General features: G+C 71.2%; 19 protein-coding genes. 15 read left to right on the plus strand and 4 right to left on the minus strand.

Translation table 11 applies throughout. The features are described from left to right. Positions 1 to 3: 3 nt before the first annotated feature. The gene (locus BN3788_RS06900; protein WP_082812667.1) at positions 4 to 705 is read right to left on the minus strand and encodes a SanA/YdcF family protein; all 702 of its coding nucleotides are present in this window, start codon (positions 703 to 705) and stop codon (positions 4 to 6) included. A 564-nt stretch (positions 706 to 1,269) separates the two neighbouring features. Here BN3788_RS06900 and BN3788_RS06905 point away from each other — a divergent pair. From BN3788_RS06905 to BN3788_RS19230, 3 genes are read left to right on the plus strand one after another with little or no spacing between them, the layout of a single operon-like run. Further along, positions 1,270 to 1,845, plus strand: coding sequence for a nucleotidyltransferase domain-containing protein (locus BN3788_RS06905; protein WP_159066867.1), 576 nt, complete (start codon positions 1,270 to 1,272; stop codon positions 1,843 to 1,845). Continuing rightward, the gene (locus BN3788_RS06910) at positions 1,845 to 2,222 is read left to right on the plus strand and encodes a HEPN domain-containing protein (protein WP_066583509.1); all 378 of its coding nucleotides are present in this window, start codon (positions 1,845 to 1,847) and stop codon (positions 2,220 to 2,222) included. The genes BN3788_RS06905 and BN3788_RS06910 overlap by 1 nt, the downstream gene beginning before the upstream one ends. 48 nt (positions 2,223 to 2,270) lie before the next feature. Beyond that, complete coding sequence (locus BN3788_RS19230; RefSeq protein WP_159066869.1) at positions 2,271 to 2,546, plus strand: hypothetical protein; 276 nt, start codon at positions 2,271 to 2,273, stop codon at positions 2,544 to 2,546. 410 nt (positions 2,547 to 2,956) lie between these two features. Here BN3788_RS19230 and BN3788_RS06920 read toward each other — a convergent pair whose 3' ends face one another. Further along, the gene (locus BN3788_RS06920) at positions 2,957 to 3,361 is read right to left on the minus strand and encodes a hypothetical protein (protein WP_066583515.1); all 405 of its coding nucleotides are present in this window, start codon (positions 3,359 to 3,361) and stop codon (positions 2,957 to 2,959) included. Between the two features lie 129 nt (positions 3,362 to 3,490). Between BN3788_RS06920 and BN3788_RS06925 the strand changes: the two genes are divergently transcribed. Both BN3788_RS06925 and BN3788_RS06930 read left to right on the plus strand, forming a co-directional pair. Beyond that, positions 3,491 to 4,033 (plus strand): GNAT family N-acetyltransferase, encoded by a 543-nt coding sequence (locus BN3788_RS06925; protein WP_066583518.1) that lies wholly within the window; start codon positions 3,491 to 3,493, stop codon positions 4,031 to 4,033. Positions 4,034 to 4,160: 127 nt separating this feature from the next. Next, positions 4,161 to 5,048, plus strand: a complete 888-nt coding sequence (locus tag BN3788_RS06930; RefSeq protein WP_066583520.1) for a pentapeptide repeat-containing protein — start codon at positions 4,161 to 4,163, stop codon at positions 5,046 to 5,048. Here the strand turns inward: BN3788_RS06930 and BN3788_RS06935 are convergent. Both BN3788_RS06935 and cmtR read right to left on the minus strand, forming a co-directional pair. After that, positions 5,045 to 5,725 (minus strand): cation transporter, encoded by a 681-nt coding sequence (locus BN3788_RS06935; RefSeq protein ID WP_066583522.1) that lies wholly within the window; start codon positions 5,723 to 5,725, stop codon positions 5,045 to 5,047. The two genes, BN3788_RS06930 and BN3788_RS06935, sit on opposite strands and share 4 nt — an antisense overlap. Next, positions 5,722 to 6,075, minus strand: a complete 354-nt coding sequence (cmtR, locus tag BN3788_RS06940) for a Cd(II)/Pb(II)-sensing metalloregulatory transcriptional regulator CmtR (protein ID WP_066583525.1) — start codon at positions 6,073 to 6,075, stop codon at positions 5,722 to 5,724. The genes BN3788_RS06935 and cmtR overlap by 4 nt, the downstream gene beginning before the upstream one ends. Before the next feature lie 215 nt (positions 6,076 to 6,290). On the opposite strand from cmtR, the gene BN3788_RS06945 reads away from it, so the two are divergent. The 10 genes from BN3788_RS06945 (at position 6,291) to BN3788_RS06990 (ending at position 16,324) form a co-directional block, all read left to right on the plus strand. Continuing rightward, positions 6,291 to 7,280 carry an NADP-dependent oxidoreductase gene (locus BN3788_RS06945; RefSeq protein WP_066583536.1) on the plus strand — a complete coding sequence of 330 codons (990 nt, stop codon included), beginning with the start codon at positions 6,291 to 6,293 and terminating at the stop codon, positions 7,278 to 7,280. Positions 7,281 to 7,308: 28 nt separating this feature from the next. Further along, positions 7,309 to 8,169 carry an alpha/beta fold hydrolase gene (locus tag BN3788_RS06950; RefSeq protein WP_066583538.1) on the plus strand — a complete coding sequence of 287 codons (861 nt, stop codon included), beginning with the start codon at positions 7,309 to 7,311 and terminating at the stop codon, positions 8,167 to 8,169. A 408-nt stretch (positions 8,170 to 8,577) separates the two neighbouring features. Beyond that, complete coding sequence (locus BN3788_RS06955; RefSeq protein WP_066583541.1) at positions 8,578 to 8,946, plus strand: peptidase inhibitor family I36 protein; 369 nt, start codon at positions 8,578 to 8,580, stop codon at positions 8,944 to 8,946. Positions 8,947 to 8,958: 12 nt separating this feature from the next. Further along, a complete protein-coding gene (locus BN3788_RS06960; RefSeq protein WP_066583544.1) occupies positions 8,959 to 9,843 on the plus strand; it encodes a hypothetical protein in 885 nt (294 codons plus the stop codon). Next, positions 9,840 to 10,586: a hypothetical protein gene (locus BN3788_RS06965; protein WP_147525075.1), complete on the plus strand. Its 747-nt coding sequence runs from the start codon at positions 9,840 to 9,842 to the stop codon at positions 10,584 to 10,586. Before BN3788_RS06960 ends, BN3788_RS06965 begins: the two co-directional genes overlap by 4 nt. After that, a complete protein-coding gene (locus BN3788_RS06970) occupies positions 10,583 to 12,061 on the plus strand; it encodes an efflux RND transporter periplasmic adaptor subunit (protein WP_147525076.1) in 1,479 nt (492 codons plus the stop codon). Before BN3788_RS06965 ends, BN3788_RS06970 begins: the two co-directional genes overlap by 4 nt. Next, positions 12,058 to 12,762, plus strand: a complete 705-nt coding sequence (locus tag BN3788_RS06975; RefSeq protein ID WP_066583553.1) for an ABC transporter ATP-binding protein — start codon at positions 12,058 to 12,060, stop codon at positions 12,760 to 12,762. The genes BN3788_RS06970 and BN3788_RS06975 overlap by 4 nt, the downstream gene beginning before the upstream one ends. Continuing rightward, complete coding sequence (locus tag BN3788_RS06980; protein WP_066583555.1) at positions 12,759 to 13,934, plus strand: ABC transporter permease; 1,176 nt, start codon at positions 12,759 to 12,761, stop codon at positions 13,932 to 13,934. The genes BN3788_RS06975 and BN3788_RS06980 overlap by 4 nt, the downstream gene beginning before the upstream one ends. A gap of 126 nt (positions 13,935 to 14,060) precedes the next feature. Next, the gene (locus tag BN3788_RS06985) at positions 14,061 to 15,536 is read left to right on the plus strand and encodes a hypothetical protein (protein ID WP_199824750.1); all 1,476 of its coding nucleotides are present in this window, start codon (positions 14,061 to 14,063) and stop codon (positions 15,534 to 15,536) included. Continuing rightward, positions 15,533 to 16,324, plus strand: coding sequence for a hypothetical protein (locus BN3788_RS06990; RefSeq protein ID WP_066583565.1), 792 nt, complete (start codon positions 15,533 to 15,535; stop codon positions 16,322 to 16,324). The genes BN3788_RS06985 and BN3788_RS06990 overlap by 4 nt, the downstream gene beginning before the upstream one ends. Positions 16,325 to 16,336: the final 12 nt, after the last annotated feature.

Consider the following 16,336-nt stretch of genomic DNA (forward strand, 5'->3'; position numbering starts at 1 on the left):
GGCTCAGCCCGCCGACCGGGCGAGCGCGTCCTCGACTCCGGGCTCATGCGGCCCCAGGTGCACGGGCTGGCGCCCGGGGACCGCGTCGAGGGCCGCGCGGACCGACGCCGGGACCTCGCGGAGCCGGTACATCGCGAGACTGCGCGGGTCCTGAGTCGTGGACGACGCCGCGACCCCCGTGGCGTCGATGCCCGCGTGGCCGCAGGAGAACAGCGCCCGGCGCAGGTGGTAGTCCTGCGTGATGACCACGGCGCGGTCGACCCCGAAGACCTCGTGCGCGCGCACGCAGGTGTCGTGGGTGTCGAAGCCCGCGTAGTCGAGCACCACGGCGTCGGCGGGGATGCCGTGCTCGACCAGCCAGGCCTGCATCGCGGTGGGCTCGCCGTGGCCGGCGCGGGAGTTGTCGCCCGAGACGAGGATCGCGCGCACACGGCCCTGGTCGTAGAGCTCGCGGGCGAGGTCGAGGCGTCGGCTGAGGAACGGCGACGGTGTGCCGTCGGGCCGCAGCCCGGCGCCCAGCACCAGCGCGACGGGAGCGTCGGGCACGTCCTCCACCGTGTGGACGCGGGACCCGGGGGAGAGTTGCACCCAGGCCGTGGGCGCGCCGACCAGCACCACAGCGGCGGCGACCACGGCGGCCGCGGCGGCCCTCCACGGGTGCGCGGTGACGCGGTCCCGCAGCGTCAGGGTCGAACCGGATGTCATCGGCTCATCATCGCCGCTGCGCGGAGTGCACGGCCGGGACCCGGCACTGCGCGGAGGAGTTCACCTGCCGGCGCCTACACCGCGGCGCGCAGCGAGTCGGGGAGGTCGACCGGCGCCGTCGACGCGATCCACCGGCTCACGTCAGTGCACCCCTCAGCGGCGTACGCGCCGCAGGCCGGGCAGCGCCAGATGGTGTGCCGGCGACGTGGCGTGCATGTGCAGCCGACGTTCCGCTCAGCAGGCCGGCTCGGTCCGCGCCGTCTCCACAGCGCCCCGCACAGCGGGCACTGGCGTGGCGGAACCCGCTCCCAACCGCCCTGCGGCACGCGGGCCCAGCGGGACCATTCGATCGACATGGCCTCACGGTAACTCGAACACCTGTTCGATCGAACCTTGGCCAACCGGGCCTGGGGGTGCGTGTGTGAGGTGGGACGGCTGGCGAGGCGTGAGTAATATGCTACTCGCGTGAGTGGTATTCCACTCACGTCAGTCTCCGTGCGGAAGGGGTGGCTTGTGGATGTGAGTGCGCCCATCCGGGCTGTGTTGCCCTCGTCCCACGGCCCCGTGCTGACCGTCCTCGCCCGGGCTGGCCAGCCTCTGACGGGGCGTCGCATCGCCGATCTCACGCATCCGTCGGTCTCGCAGAAGCAGACCTCGACAGTCCTCTCCTCCCTGGCCGCGCACGGGCTCGTCACCGTCACTCCCGCTGGCAGCAGCAACCTCTACTCGCTCAACCGCGATCACCTCGCGGCCGACGCGATCACCCAGCTCACCACGCTGCGCGAGCGCCTCTGGGATCGGATCCTGGGCCACGTCGCCACCTGGGCGCACCAACCCGACGCGCTCGTGGTGTTCGGCTCCACAGCCCGAGGAGACGGAGGAGTCGACAGTGACATCGACATCCTCGTGGTCCGACCTGAGGCCGTCCTGGACAGCGACAGCGCCTGGCAGGAAGATCTGACCCGGTTCGCCGCTCAGGTCACCACATGGACGGGGAACGGCGTCGATCTGCTCGACATGTCCCCAGCCGACCTCTCCGCGATGGCCGCGGCGGGGGAGGCGCTCCTGAGCAACATCCGCAGCGAGGGTCGGTTCCTCATCGGGGCGCCGCACGTCGTGCCTGTCCCCGAGGAGGGCTGATGCACCCATTGGCTGCTGCGAAGGCGCATCTGGCCAAGGCGCGGGAGTTCCTCACGGCCGCGGATGTCGAGCTCAGCGGCGAGCTGTACACCGCCGCGGCATCCTCATCCGTCCTAGCCGGGATCAACGCGAAGGACGCGATCTGTCTACGGACAGTGGGGGTCACTCGCAAGGCCGACGACCACGCGGCCGCGATCAACGAACTGGCGAGATCGGGGCCAGTTGGCAAATCTCTGGAGTCGACATTCCGTCGGCTGATGGAGATGAAGACCGTTGCGCAATACACCCACGCGCCGACTAGTGCGGCGGATGCGCGCAAGGCGCTCGACTGGGCAACCCGCATGGTGCGCAGTGCCTCGGACGTCGTGGACGCCTGAGCCCACGGCGAACTCCGGCCTGCTATCCGGGGACATCACCGCGCGTCCGTGCTCGATGGCGTGTGCCGCGATGATCAGCGTGTTCGTGTCGAGGATCAGTATGCGGGCCGCGTGTCGCTCTCTTCTGCTGTCAGCAGTGAGGTGGCTGCGGCGATGTCCGACGCGAGCTCGTCGTCCAGGCGGGGCGCGCCAGCGAGCGCGGCGCGCAGTGCGCGGCCGGTGGTGGCTGGCTGGACGGATCTCGGCGCCGACACGGCCAGCGCGGGTCACGTGGATGGTCTCGCCGCGCTCGACCGCGTCGAGCAGATCGGAGAAGCCGCGTGAGGCATGGGTGGCGGTGACGATCCTCATCTCTCGATCATTCTCCCGAAGCAGAGAGTCCGATAGATGGGAGAGGGTTGATCTGACGGGTGGACGTCGGCGGCCTGGGCTCTCGCGGGAGCGCTGCGGCGGGCAGAGGCGGTCTGTTGGAGGCCAACGCCAACCGCAACTCTCCACCATCGGTTGTCGCCGACGCGATCGGCAGGGCGGTCACCGGGCCCCGCCCCAAGACCCGCCACGTGGTCGGGTATGGCGCCAGGCCCCTCATCTCCGCACGCAGCATCCTCACCGACCGCCAGCTCGACTCGCTCATCACCCGGGCCACTGGATTGCCGCGAGGCTGACCCGGCCGGTGAGCCCTATTCCCGCGGATCGGGGCGTCTGTGCGACGTCGTTGGCGCTGAGGCCAGGGCTCAGGCAGGTTGGCGCGGGCGGAAGCGCTGGCCGATCGCCGCCACGAGAGCGACGCCTGCGACCGAGCCCAGGGCCACGAGTGCCGCGCCGATCGGCCACAGCCCGTCAGCGGTGGCATCAGTGGCGGCGTCCACCGCGAAGGCGAGCGTCAGGGTCACCGGGATCGCCACCAGCGCGGCCAGGAACCGGCCCGCGCGCCCGGCGATGAATGCCGCGCCCGCCAGCGCCACGACCAATGCCACGACCTGCCAGGCGTCATAGGGGCCGGTCTCGTTCTGGGTGACCGGGTCGAGGGTCTTGGCCTGGTCCCAACCGAGCAGCGCGAGGTAGGCGATCAGGGTCACGGCGGCGAGGCCGGCGACCCAGAGGAGGGTGCTGCCACGGGGTGTGGTCGGTGCGCTCATGGGGTCAGGCTCCCACGCGGCATTCCACCGGCACGGACAAATCAAGGGATGACTTGCGCGGATGTGCCGGGCGGCCTCGCGAGTGGATATCGCGTGGACGGGGCGCCGGGGCCGTGCGACGGTCGGGCCATGACCACAGGCGATGTGGCGGATCCCGCCCTCCCACCCCGACCCGAGCCCAGGACGCCGCCCGCGACGATCCACGCCCTGGCCGCCGGCGATCTCGACACCGCGAACCTGACCTCCCCGGCGCCGCTGACGGCGTACCTCGTCGAGCCCGACGCGAGGTACGTGTGGGGGCTCCGGAGCCGACAGGTCGACGCCGACCCGGCGACCGCGCAGTGGATCACGGGCGTCATCGTCGATGCGGGAAGTGGGGTGGTCGTGGGCCGTGCGGGGTTCCACGGGCCGCCCGACGCGCGGGGGATGGTGGAGGTCGGCTACTCCGTCGACCCGGACTACCGGCGTCGGGGATACGCCCGCGCGACCCTCCGCGCGATGCTCGACCGGGCCCGGCGGGACCCGTCGGTGCGGACCGTGCGCGCGACCATCAGCCCCGACAACATCGCCTCACGGGCGCTCGTGCTGCAGCACGGGTTCGTGGAGGTGGGCGAGCAGTGGGACGCCGAGGACGGCCTGGAGATCGTCTTCGAAGTGCCCGCCGAGTCCTGAGCAGATGGGCGCCGACGCGGCCCGGCCCCGAGGCCGACGGAGAGCGGACTCGGTGGGCTGACGTGCGACAGTGGCCGCATCAGCCGTCTGCCAGGACCAGGCACGGCGCCGCACGGACAGGACGCACATGACCCCGGATCCGAGCAGGGCGCCTGGGATCGGCGGCCCGATCGACCCCGGAGCACTGCGCGCGGACTGCGCACGGTGCGCCGGCCTCTGCTGCGTGGTCCCCGCGTTCTCCCGGTCGTCAGACTTCGCGATCGACAAGCCCGCCGGACGCCCCTGCCCGAACCTGCAGCGCGACTGCCGGTGCGGCATCCACAGCGAGTTGGAGGAGCGCGGGTTCCACGGCTGCACCGTCTTCGACTGCCTGGGCGCCGGCCAGAAGATCGTCCAGACGGTGTTCGCCGGACGCGACTGGCATGACGACCCCGACGCCGCGGCGCAGATGTTCGCCGTCTTCCCCGTCATGCGACGGCTCCACGAACTGTTGTGGCACGTCGCCGAGGCGCTCGCCCTGGACCTGCCCACGGCCCTGCGCGCCGACCTCGACCTCGCGGCGACGCGGATCGACGCGCTGACCCGGCAGACGCCCGAGGCGATCGCGGACGTGCGGCCCGACGACGAGTTCCAGGCCGTCAACCCGCTGCTCCAGCGGGCCAGCGAGCATGCGCGCTCGGGGGCCAGGGGCGCCGACCGGCGCGGCGCACAGCTCATGGGCGCCCGACTGCGGGGGGCGGATCTGCGCGGCTCGAGCCTGCGTGGCGCCCGCCTCGTCGGCGCGGACCTGCGCGGGGCCGACCTGCGCCTGGCCGATCTCACCGGCGCGGACCTGCGGGGCGCCGATCTGCGCGGCGCGGACCTCAGCACAGCGCTGTTCCTCTGCCAGTCGCAACTCGACGCCGCGCGCGGCGACACGAGCACACACATCCCGGCTGGCCGGGTGCCCCCTGCGCGCTGGACCAGGCCGGCCGTCGCCGTGCGGGTGGACCCGCCGCGGCGACGGCGGCGCTAGACCGACTGCTCCGCAGCGTCGTCCTTCTCGTCCTCGTCGAGGTCCTCCAGCACCTCGAATGGCGACTCGAGTTCGCCGCCCCACGCCTCCAGGCCCTCGCGCACGGCGAGGACGGCGACCACGAGCGCGGCGACCGAGTCGGCCCAGGCCCAGCCGAACAGGCTGTTCGCCAGCAGTCCCACCAGCACGGCGCCGGACAGGTAGCAGCACAGCAGGAGCTGCTTCGCGTCCGCCTGCACGGAGCGTGATCCGAGCTCGCGGCCGGTGCGGATCTCGAACCAGGCGAGCGCCGGCATGATCAGCAGGCTCGCCGTCGCGATGCCGATGCCGAGGGGGCTGTGGTCCACCTCGCCCACACCCGCCAGGCTCAGCACGGCGTCGATGCTCACGTAGGCGGCCAACGCGAAGAACGCGATCGCGATCACCTTGACGGTGGCCTTCTCCCACCGCTCGGGATCGGCCCGGGTGAACTGCCATGCCACCGCGGCGGCGGAGGCGACCTCGATGATGGAGTCCAGCCCGAACCCGATGAGCGCCGCCGAGGACGCCAGCGAGCCGGCGGTGATCGCCAGGGCCGCCTCGATCACGTTGTAGGTGATCGTGAACGCGACGATGGCGCGCACGCGGCGGTGCAGTGTGGCCCGTCGTGCGGCCGTGAGGGTGGCGTTGGCGCTCATCGGACGCAGCCTCCGTCGCAGCCGGCGGGGCATGCGGAGTCGGTGCACTCCGCGCCCTCGTCCACGGCGAGGGTGACGTCGAGGAGCAGCGACAGTGCTGCGGCGAGCCGGGGCTCGCTGATCTCGTACCGGGTCTGCCGCCCCTCGGGCTCGCCGACGACGATGCCGCAGTCGCGCAGGCACGTCAGGTGGTTCGAGACGTTCGACCTGGTCAGATCGAGGTCGCGTGCCAGCACCGCCGGGTAGTTGGGGCTCTCCAGCAGGCTCATCAGGATCCGCGAGCGGGTCGGATCGGCCATGGCCCGGCCCAGTCGGTTCATCACGTCGAGGCGCGAGGCAATGGTCAGCATGCGCTGACCATACAGCAACTACTGTACCGAGCCGCCATCCGGAGCCCGCCGAACTCCTCTTGACAGTCTTCACTCAGTGTGCGGACGGTTGAGCGTGAAGCGGCCGAGGGCGCGCGAGGTACAGGAGATCCCCGCGTCGGGCCGACCAGTGGCTTCCAGTGCCGCGGACGCCGCGCTGTCCCGACGATCCCTCACGACCAAGGAGCGGGACCCACATGCGCACGTTCGGCATCACCGCCTACAAGCAGCCCCTGACGCAGCTCGACGTCGCGGAGCCGGTCGTCGGACCGCACGACGTGCTGGTCGACGTCGAGGCCGCGGGGCTGAATCACCTGGATGAGAAGGTCCGCACCGGCGAGTTCAAGGCGATCCTGCCTGCGACGATGCCCCTGGTCCTGGGCTACGACCTGGCCGGGACCGTGCTGCGGGTCGGATCCGAGGTGCGGGGGTTCGCGACGGGCGACCGGGTGTACGCGCGCCCCGCCGCAGGTGGGACCTTCGCCGAGCGGGTAGCCGTTCCCGACCACGAGCTCGCGCACAGCCCTGGCTCGCTCAGCATGGCTCAGGCCGGCGGCATGCCCTTGGTCGCTCTGACCGCGTGGCAGGTGCTCGTGGAGCGCGGACACCTGCAGGCCGGGCAGAAGGTGCTGATCCACGCCGGCGCCGGCGCCGTCGGCTCGCTCGCGATCCAGCTCGCGAAGCACCTCGGCGCGTACGTGGCCACCACCGCCAGCGGCGCGGGCGCCGACCTGTTGCGCGAGCTCGGCGCGGACGTCGTGATCGACTACCGGACGCAGGACTTCGAGGCTGAGCTGTCGGGCTACGACTTGGTCCTGGACAGCCTCGGCGGGGAGAGCCTCACGAAGTCGCTACGGATCCTGCGCCCCGGGGGCAAGGTCGTCGGTATCGCCGGACCGCCCGATCCGGCCTTCGCCCGGCAGTCCGGTCTCAATCCCGCGCTGCGCCTGGCCATTGCGGTCCTGAGCAGCAAGGTCCGCCGCCAGGCGAAGAAGCTGGGCGTGACGTACGAGTTCCTGTTGATGCACGCTTCCGGCGAGCAGCTGCGCCAGATCACCACCCTGGTCGAGGGCGGCACGCTGCGTCCCCTGCCCGTCGAGGCTTTCCCCTTCGAACAGACCCCCGAGGCCCTTGCGGCCCTCGCGGCCGGTCGCATCCGGGGTAAGGCCGTCGTCGTCCGCTCGTGACCCGCCTATCGCCTCGAGGAGCACACTCATGAGTACCACCGGTGGTGAACCCGTCATCACGTCCTACGGCCACGCCCCCACGCGCACCGTCGCGACCGACGGCAACACCTTCGCCTACCGCGAGCTGGGCCCGAAGGGTGGTGTCCCGGTGGTGCTGTTCGCCCACCTCGCTGCGACCCTGGACAACTGGGATCCGCGCATCGTGGACCCGATCGCCGCGAGCCGGCGCGTCATCGCCTTCGACCAGCTCGGGGTCGGCGCCGCCAGCGGTCAAGTCCCGCCCACCATCGAGCAGGCCGCCGACGACGCCTACGCGTTCATCACGGCACTCGGCCACCACAGGATCGACGTCGTCGCGTTCTCGATGGGCGCGATGATCGCCCAGGACCTCGTCATCAAGCACCCCGACCTGGTCCGCAAGCTCGTCCTGACCGGCACAGGGCCGCGCGGCGGCAAGGGCATCGACAAGGTCGTGGGCACCACCTATTGGGACATCCTGCGCGCCACCGTGACCCGCTCGGACCCCAAGGAGTTCCTGTTCTTCAACCGGGACGCCGCCGGCAAGGCGGCCGGCAAGGCGTTCGTGAACCGCCTGAAGGAGCGAACTGCCGATCGTGACCAGCCGATCAGCACCAAGGCGTTCCGCACCCAGCTCAAGGCCATCCAGCGCTACGGGCGCTCGGAGCCGTCGGACCTGTCGCTGATCACTCAGCCCACGCTGATCGCGAACGGTGACAACGATCGGATGGTCCCCTCGGCCCTGTCCGAGGACCTGCATCGCCGGATCTCGGGATCCGAGCTGATCATCTACCCCGACTCCGGGCACGGCGGCATCTTCCAGTACCACGAGCAGTTCGCCCCTGTGGTCGTGGAGTTCCTCGACCGCTGATCTCTGCCTGGGCGCCCTCGGGTCCAGGCGCACATGGGGGCAGACCTGATCGATTCCAGTCTGAACCCGCGCGCGCAGAGTGGGCGGATGTGGTCAGCCCCAGCGACCTCGATCGGATCGTGCTTGACGACGGCCCGGCTAGGCGAACAGACGACTCTAGCCCAATGCGTGCCTGTGTGATCGTGGTTTGCGAAGTGATATTCGCCATGTTCGCACCCTGTCACAATGCACTTGCGATCATTGACTGGGTGCGTTGACGTCGATAACGTCAGCAGCGTCGAAACGGGCATCTCGGACATGTCTGCGACGCTGCAGAGCCTTTCGATCCGTCAATGACGCCGGTTTGGTGCCACGTCGATCTCAGTGTCAACGTTCCGTGCATCCAATTTCAAGAAAGAGGTGCTACACATGCGAAGACTCCGCAAGTTCGCTGCCGCGGCTGGTGCTGTGGCTGTCATGACGGTTGGCACCGTCGCAGTCGCCACCCCGGCGTCAGCGGGCGATGGGGCGTGCTCCCTGGGGTACGCCTGCGCCTGGCAGCACTCGAACTACGACGGGTCCCGGGTGACCTTCCAGAACTTCATCAACAACTTCGGGAGCCTCAGTTTCGACAACCAAGCGAGTTCCCTCCGCAACAACGGCCGCACCTCGAATGCGGCCTTTTATTTGGACGCCTACTTCCGTGGGTCCAGTGTCATTCTGAACCGCGGCTACCTGTGGTCCAACCTGCAGGGCACCGGGTTCCAGGACTCGATCTCGTCCGCAAGTTTCATCTGAGATGAGGACCCCGTGAGTCTCACGCGGCTCGCGGGCAGTGGGGTCCTCGCCGCCACGTTGTTGCTTTCCGGCTGCGCCGGGCAGCTCGACGATGGCGGCGATGGCCCCGCCGGCCGCTACCAGGATCCGCTTGGCCTTCCGCTGGAAGGCCGTTCCGTCGATTTCTTCCTCTACGGCGCAGCCGTCGACTCTTTCATGGCGGAATGCATGGCGCAGGCCGGCCATGAGTACACGGTCGCGACGTGGGATCTGAGCCTCCCGGCAGTCCCGGCGTACACCTCGCTCGGGTATCCGAACTTGGACGCTGAACTCGTCCGGAATTACGGATATCGCGCTCCACGAGACCCCCGGGAGATTATTCCACCGGCTCCGCTCGATTCCGCGATCGGCGTTGGCGAGGAGGAGGCGTACCTGCGCGCGCAGCAGGAGTGCACCGACGAGTCTCGCGGCGCGGTGCCCGACATCGCTGAGTCGGCGAACATCCTCAGGAGACTCGACTCTAAGAGTCGTGAGGGTGTTCTGAGCGATGGCGAGGTCGCCTCGAGTGTTGACCGGTGGCGAGCGTGCGTGACGCGCGCTGATCCACCACTTGGTGATCCGAGCGGCGGGCCGGACGACTTCCGAGTCTCCGTGCTGACAGCTGTTGACGCGCGGGACCATCCTGGACAGGTCGACACGATGACAGCAAAGGCGCCCGCAGATGAGATCGAGACTGCCATGATTGACGTCGAGTGCCGGAATGAGTCCGGTTATGACACCGCGTACTTCTCTGCTGTCGGCGAGGAGCAGGAGCGCCTGGTCTCCGAGTACAGCGACGCGCTTCAGGAAGTGGAGCAATCCATGCGCGGGATCCAGCAGGCGATCAACTTCTACGTGATCGAGGGGCAGGGCCGATGACGGCGGGGCGTCGTGGAGCATCCCGAGCGGCCGTCGCCGTCGGAGCGGTCGGGGTGGTGCTGCTGCTGGTCGGTTGCTCGTCGGACGACGGTGGCGTCGCCTCGCTGAAAGGCGAGGACGGCGGCGGTGAGGTCTCGGGCGGCTACGTCGACGAGAACACCGCGAACTACGCGGCGTGCCTGGAAGGCCTCGGACTGAGCGTGCACGCCGTCACCGGGTCCGGCCCTGTGAAGGGCTTCGCCGAGATCGAGAACGCCCGTCTCCTCGGCGACTCCGACACGTCCCCCATCGGCATCGACGGGGTGGATCGTGATGCGGACGTCAAGGGATGCCGCGCGACGTTCCCCGGAGCCAAGGACACGCTCGACACGTCCATCGTCATCGACGCGCCGCCGGCGACCACCGACGACGAGGTCGTCGAAGTGGGGCGGACGTGGGCGCAATGCGCACGCGACGCGGGCTTCGCCATGATCGCGGACCCGATCGTCGACACGGTCGTGATCCCCCAGGAGTTCACTCTCGACCAGGCAGCAGCACTCGGCACGGCGTGCTCTCAGCCGCTTCCTGCGCCAGATGCCGCCGCGCCGCGGTTCGAGTACCAAGCAGCAGTCAAGGACGCCGTCACCGGTGGCATGGACATCGCCCCGTATGCGCAGGCGATCGAAGGCCCGATCTACGCCCAGGCTGTCGGCGGGCCGTCTGCCAGCGCGGCGCCCTCGGACGGAAGCACCGGCACGCCGTGAGCGGTGCGATGAAGGTCGTCGCTGCGATGGGCATGCTCGTGGTGCTCGCTGTGGCGACGATCGGCGCGGTCCGTTTGACCACGTCGCGCGACGGCGAGACGACGCAGGCGGCAGACATGCGCACGGCGGTGGTCGAGCAGGGCGCGCTCGCAGCGGGGATGCGCCTGACCGGCACACTGACCCGCGGGCAGGTGACCCCGCTATCCGGCACGGGCGACGGGGTGCTCACCGCGCTCCCGGCGCCAGGAGCGCAGGTCGCGGCCGGTGAGGTGCTCTACGAGGTCGACGGCAGGCCGGTGTTCTTGCTCTCCGGCACGGCGCCGCTCTGGCGCTCCCTCGGGCTCGGTGACACGGGCAAGGACGTCCTCGCGCTCAAGGTGGCACTCGCAGCGCTCGGGCACGACGTCGGCGACGTGTCGACCGACGTGTTCGACGCCGCGACGTCGAATGCCGTGGCGGCCCTCTACGCGTCGGTTGGACAGGCGCCGCCCACGGAGACGACCGACGGCGCCAAGGCGATCACGGAGGCGCAGGCAGCGATCGACGCGGCGCAGAGGTCGGTCGTGGCCGCCCGGAAGGCGCTCGCAGACGCCGGCGCGGCCCCGGTCGCGCTCGTGGTCGCCCAGGCGGACGCGGCCGTCGCCGAGGCCGCCGCGGCGCTGGACGAGGCGAACGCCGCCGGGACGGGCGCCGCGCTGGCCCAGGCGCAGCTCGACGCGGCCAAGACGGCGCGCGCGGCGCTCGACGCGGCGCCGGACGTGACAGCGCAGCGTCAGGCTGTCGACGACGCGGTGAAGCAGCTCGCGGCGACGAAGACCGCCCTCGCCGTCGCCCGCGCTCAGTCAGTCGGACCGGAGCAGGTGACGATGCTGAACGCGTCGTCGATCCGTGTCGAGTCAGTGGTCGGTCGGCTCGGTGGCCCGGTGGGCGGCGAGATCGTGCGGTGGACGGGCATGACCACGTTCGTCGAGGCCCCGCTCACGGCGTCGCAGCACGCGGCACTCGCCATCGGCGCCACTGTCCAGGTCCTGCTCCCGTCCGGCGGCAGCGTCGAGGGGACGGTCGCGTCCGTCGGCAGCGCAGGAGCCGCCGACGGGCAGCCCGGCACGGACGACGGGCGCGCAGACAGGGCGGGTGCAGACGGGGCCGGTGTGGACAGTGCGGGAGCCGCGGAGGGCGGAGCCGCAACGGTGGTGAAGCCGGTGCTGCGCGTCGACATCGCCGACCAGGACGCCGTCGCGCCGCTCGCCGGGTCGGCCGTCACCATCGAGATGTCGACCGACGTCGTGCAGGACGCGCTCATCGTGCCGGTCACAGCGCTGCTCGCGCTCGCCGAGGGGGGCTACGCCGTCGAGCGCGTCACCGAAGCCGACGACGTCGAGCTCGTCGGGGTCGAGGTCGGGCTCATCGCCGAGGCACGCGTCCAGGTCACCGGCGCCGGTGTGAAGGCGGGCGACCGGGTGCGGATCCCGTGACCCAAGCGGTCGACGCGCCGGCCCTCGCGGTGCGGAACGTCTCCAAGGACTTCCCGAGCGGGGGTGGGACGCTCCGGGTGCTGCATGGCATCGACCTGGAGATCGGCCCGTCGGCGCAGGTCGCGATCGTCGGCCCGTCGGGCTCGGGGAAGTCCACGCTCCTGTCGATCATGGGGACCCTGGAGAACCCGACGACAGGAGACGTCGTCGTCGGCGGGGCCTCGACGGCGACGATGACGGACGGCGACAAGGCGGCGTTGCGGTCGCGCGCCTTCGGGTTCGTCTTTCAGCAGTTCCACCTCCTGGAGCACATCGACGCGACCCGCAACGTCGAGCTCGGCCTCCTCTACGCGGGGTTCACGCCGAAGGAGCGCCGTGAGCGGGCCCTGAGCGCCCTCGACAGGGTCGGCCTGGGGCGGCGCGCGGACCACCGCCCAGGGCAGCTCTCGGGGGGTGAGCAGCAGCGTGTCGCCATCGCCCGGGCCATCGCGCACGATCCGCGGGTGGTGTTCGCGGACGAGCCGACAGGCGCCCTCGACCAGGCGACCGGCGCCTCCGTCATGGACCTGCTTCGTGGGCTGACGGCGACGGCGCTCGTCGTCATCACCCACGACGCGGCCATCGCCGACTCGCTTCCCCGTCGCGTGAGGATGCGAGACGGGCGGATCGAGCAGGACGTCGACCAGGAGGCGCGAGCGTGAGGCTCCGGCTGTCGGTCGCCGACACCCTGGCCACGGCGACTCTCGGCCCGCGGTCACGCCCGACGCGGTCGTTGCTGTCGATGCTCGGCGTCGCGATCGGGATCGCGACGCTCGTCGCTGTGATCGGGATCGCCGGCACCAACCAGGCGCACACACGGACACAGCTCGAGGCGCTCGGCGCGAACGTGCTGGAGGTGACGCCCGGCGACGGGCCGGATGGGCCCATCCCTCTGCCCACGTCCGCGGCGGCGATGATCCGCCGGATCGGGCCCGTTGAGGGCGCAGCGGCGCTGCGGGACCTCCCGGCACACAAGGCGTACCGCACCGACCTCGTCCCGGCGACGATGGGAAGCGGGATCACCGTCGCCGCCGTCGAGCCCGAGCTCGCGAACGCGATGGACCTCGCGGTCGCCGACGGAAGGTGGTTCGACGACGCGACCAGCGCCGTTCCCGGTGTCGTCCTGGGCTCGCGGGCAGCGCAGCTCCTCGGGGTCTCGGCCGTCGGCCAGCGGGTCTGGATCGGTGACGAGTGGTACGGGGTGCTCGGCGTCCTGGCGCCGGCGCAGCTCGCGCCGCAGTTCGACATGAAGGCCCTCATCGGGGACGAGTGGGCCATCGCGCACGTCGGCGACCCACAGATCACCACCATCTACGTCCGTTCGCGCAGCGGCGCGGCGTCCGAGGTCAGGGCAGTCATCCCGTCCACGGCGAACCCCGCCGCCCCGTTCGCCGTGACGGTCGCCGCGCCGTCCCGCCTGGAACAGGCCCAGACCGCCGTCGACGAGTCGTACCGCGCGCTGGCGCTCGGGCTGGCCGCGATCGCGCTCCTCGTCGGCGCGATCGGCATCGTCAACACGATGGTCATCGCCGTCCTCGAACGTCGCGGCGAGATCGGCCTGCGTCGAGCCGTCGGCGCGCGCGCCGGGCAGGTGCGGTTGCAGTTCGTCGTCGAGGCCGCGCTGATCGGGCTGGCTGGCGGAGCGGCAGGGGCCGTCCTCGGCGTTCTCGTGACGCTTGGCTACGGCGCGGTCACCACGATGACGCCGAGGGTCGACCCCGTGGCGTGCGCGGCGGGCGTCGTGCTCGCCGTCCTGGTCGGCGCGCTCGCGGGCGCGTACCCGGCATCCCGCGCGGCCAGGCTCTCCCCGACGCAGGCCCTCCGCGGAGGCTGACCGCCGCCGAGCTCGCCACGGCCGCGGGGCGGGTCGACGCACTGGCGCCATGCGGAGGTTCGGGGCCCCACGAGATACCGTCCGTGCATGATCGGTGCGGGCCTGGGACGAATGTCGGACGACCCGATGACCCGCAGGATGAAGGCCCTGGCGTGCACGGCGCCGCTGCATGACCTGGACACCCGCAAGGGGTTGCTCGAGTGGGTCGACGCGGACCGCTACCAGATGGCCGAGATCGCGCTGCACCTGATCGACCAGGTGACGATCGCGATGGACTTCGACCGGGGCGCGGACCACGAGCTGGTGGTGGCCCGGACCCGTCCGTTCGTGGCCGCGCAGGCGCCCGAGCGGGACAGCGCGGAGCATGACCGGGTGGCCCGTTGGGTGCTGGACAACCTGATCAACGTGGGCTCGCAGGATCGTGGCTTCGAGGTGGTTTACGGGTCGCTGGGCGCCGGGGGCGCGTATGAGCGTCGGACGTGGACGTTCAAGCTGCTGGTCGAGCTCGCGTCGAGCGACGGCGATGTGTACCTGCGCTCGACGGATGAGGCGATCAACGTGCTGGTCGGCGCGCTGGACACCGATGTGGAATCGGCGCAGGAGGCTGCCGAGACCAAGTTGGAGGCCCTGATCGCGGGCGGCCGGTTGTCGGACGCGCAGGCCGTCGCGATCGAGGCCCGCCTGCGCACCATCCAGTACGCCGACCGGCTGCGCCGCCAGCTCGAGGCGACCCGTCGCGACGTGCGGTCGGTGGACTGGGCGCGCGAGGTGCCGGACCTCATCGACGAGGCGCTGACCCACGTGGCGACACGGTTCCGGGCCGAGACGTCGATCCTCACGAACATCACCACCGCGCGCGACGAGGCCGACGACCCGGTGCACAAGCGCAAGGCCGCCGAGCTGGTCGACATCGTCAAGGAGTGCGTGCGCCGCCACTCCCAGCTGCAGGCCCACCTGCAGCGCGCGGGCGCCACGTTCCGCGCCGAGCAGGACCGCCAGCAGTTCTCCGGGCCGCCGCGCCGCGAGACCGTCGACCTGTTCGGCCAGTTGCTGATGCCGACCCTGGCGCTGCCGGTGGCGGACGCGGCGAAGGTGACGGGCGCGTTCTTCCGGGCGGGCACGGGCGTCGCGGTGCATGGCGTGCCGCGCCTGATCGACGTCGTGTACCTGCTGCTGGCGCCGCCGATCGAGCGGGACGACCTGGGGGAGGAGCTGCCCGACCCCGATCTGGCCGCGGCCGCCGACCCGGACGTGTTCAGCGTGGAGCAGTGGGACGAGGCCGACCGGCTGCTCACCGTCGACGGCATGCCGCGCCGGTTGTCGGCGCTGCTGGCCGAGGCCCGGGCCGCCGACCCGGCGTTGCCGCACCTCATCGCGCTGCGCGTGCTGCACGCGGTGGACCCCGGGGTGAGCGGCGCCGTGCGCCAGGGTGATGAGCGGGTGCTGGTCGCGGTGGACGACGGCACCGAGTTGGACGACCCGGAGTTCGGCGGCTCGGACCTGCTGGTGGGGCTCGCGGCACTGGCCCCGCCGAGCGCAGCGGGCGGCGACGACGGCAGCAGCACGCACGAGCAGGACGACGAGATCGAGGAAGTCGCATGAGCACCATCACCGATGACGTCGCCGCCGCCGCGCGCCTGGTCGAGTGGGGCCTGCGCCCCCGCCAGGTCCCCGCGCGCGACCTGGAGTACGCCGACCTGGTGCGCCGGCACGGCGAGGACGACGCGTTCGCGGACCTGGTCAAGGCCGTCGCCGCCGGCTTCAACCTGCTGATCCTGGACGTCGACCCGCGCTCCGGCATCGTGCTGGCGCCGCGGGAGGACTCGGTGTTCGCGGTGCGGATCGAGGAGTACGCCAAGCGGACCGCGCTCTCGAGCCGCGGCACCGACAAGGTGGTGCACGGCATCGCGCACCTGGCCGTCGCCGCACTCGCGTACCCGCGCCCGGACGACCTGGCCAACGACAGCTACGTGGGCTACGTGACAGTGGACCAGGTGGACGGCGTCGTGCGTGACGCGTGCCGGGTGCTCGACGAGCGCGCCGCGCAGGCCGAGGAGAACAACGACCCGCTCGAGACGGCCCCCGAGCTCGAGCGCGCTTGGCGGGCCTACGCGCGCCGCCCTGCCGCGGCGGGCACCAAGGACGGCCGTGCGGCGTCCGACACCACGCGCGGCATGGTCGCCAAGGCTGTGCGGTTCCTCGCCGACCAGGGCTTCCTGGTGGTGCGCAACGACGAGAACGGCGGGGCGTACCGCACCACGCCCCGGTTCCAGGTCCAGGTCCGCGAGCTCGCGGCGAACGCCGCGTTCCGCGAGCTGACCGGCCTGGGCGTCGTCACCGTCACCGACGCCGCCGGCTCGCTGCACGCCGTCCACACCGACACCCTCTGAGGTCAGCACCCC

Source organism: Cellulomonas timonensis (assembly GCF_900046455.1).
GTDB lineage: Bacteria > Actinomycetota > Actinomycetes > Actinomycetales > Cellulomonadaceae > Cellulomonas_A > Cellulomonas_A timonensis.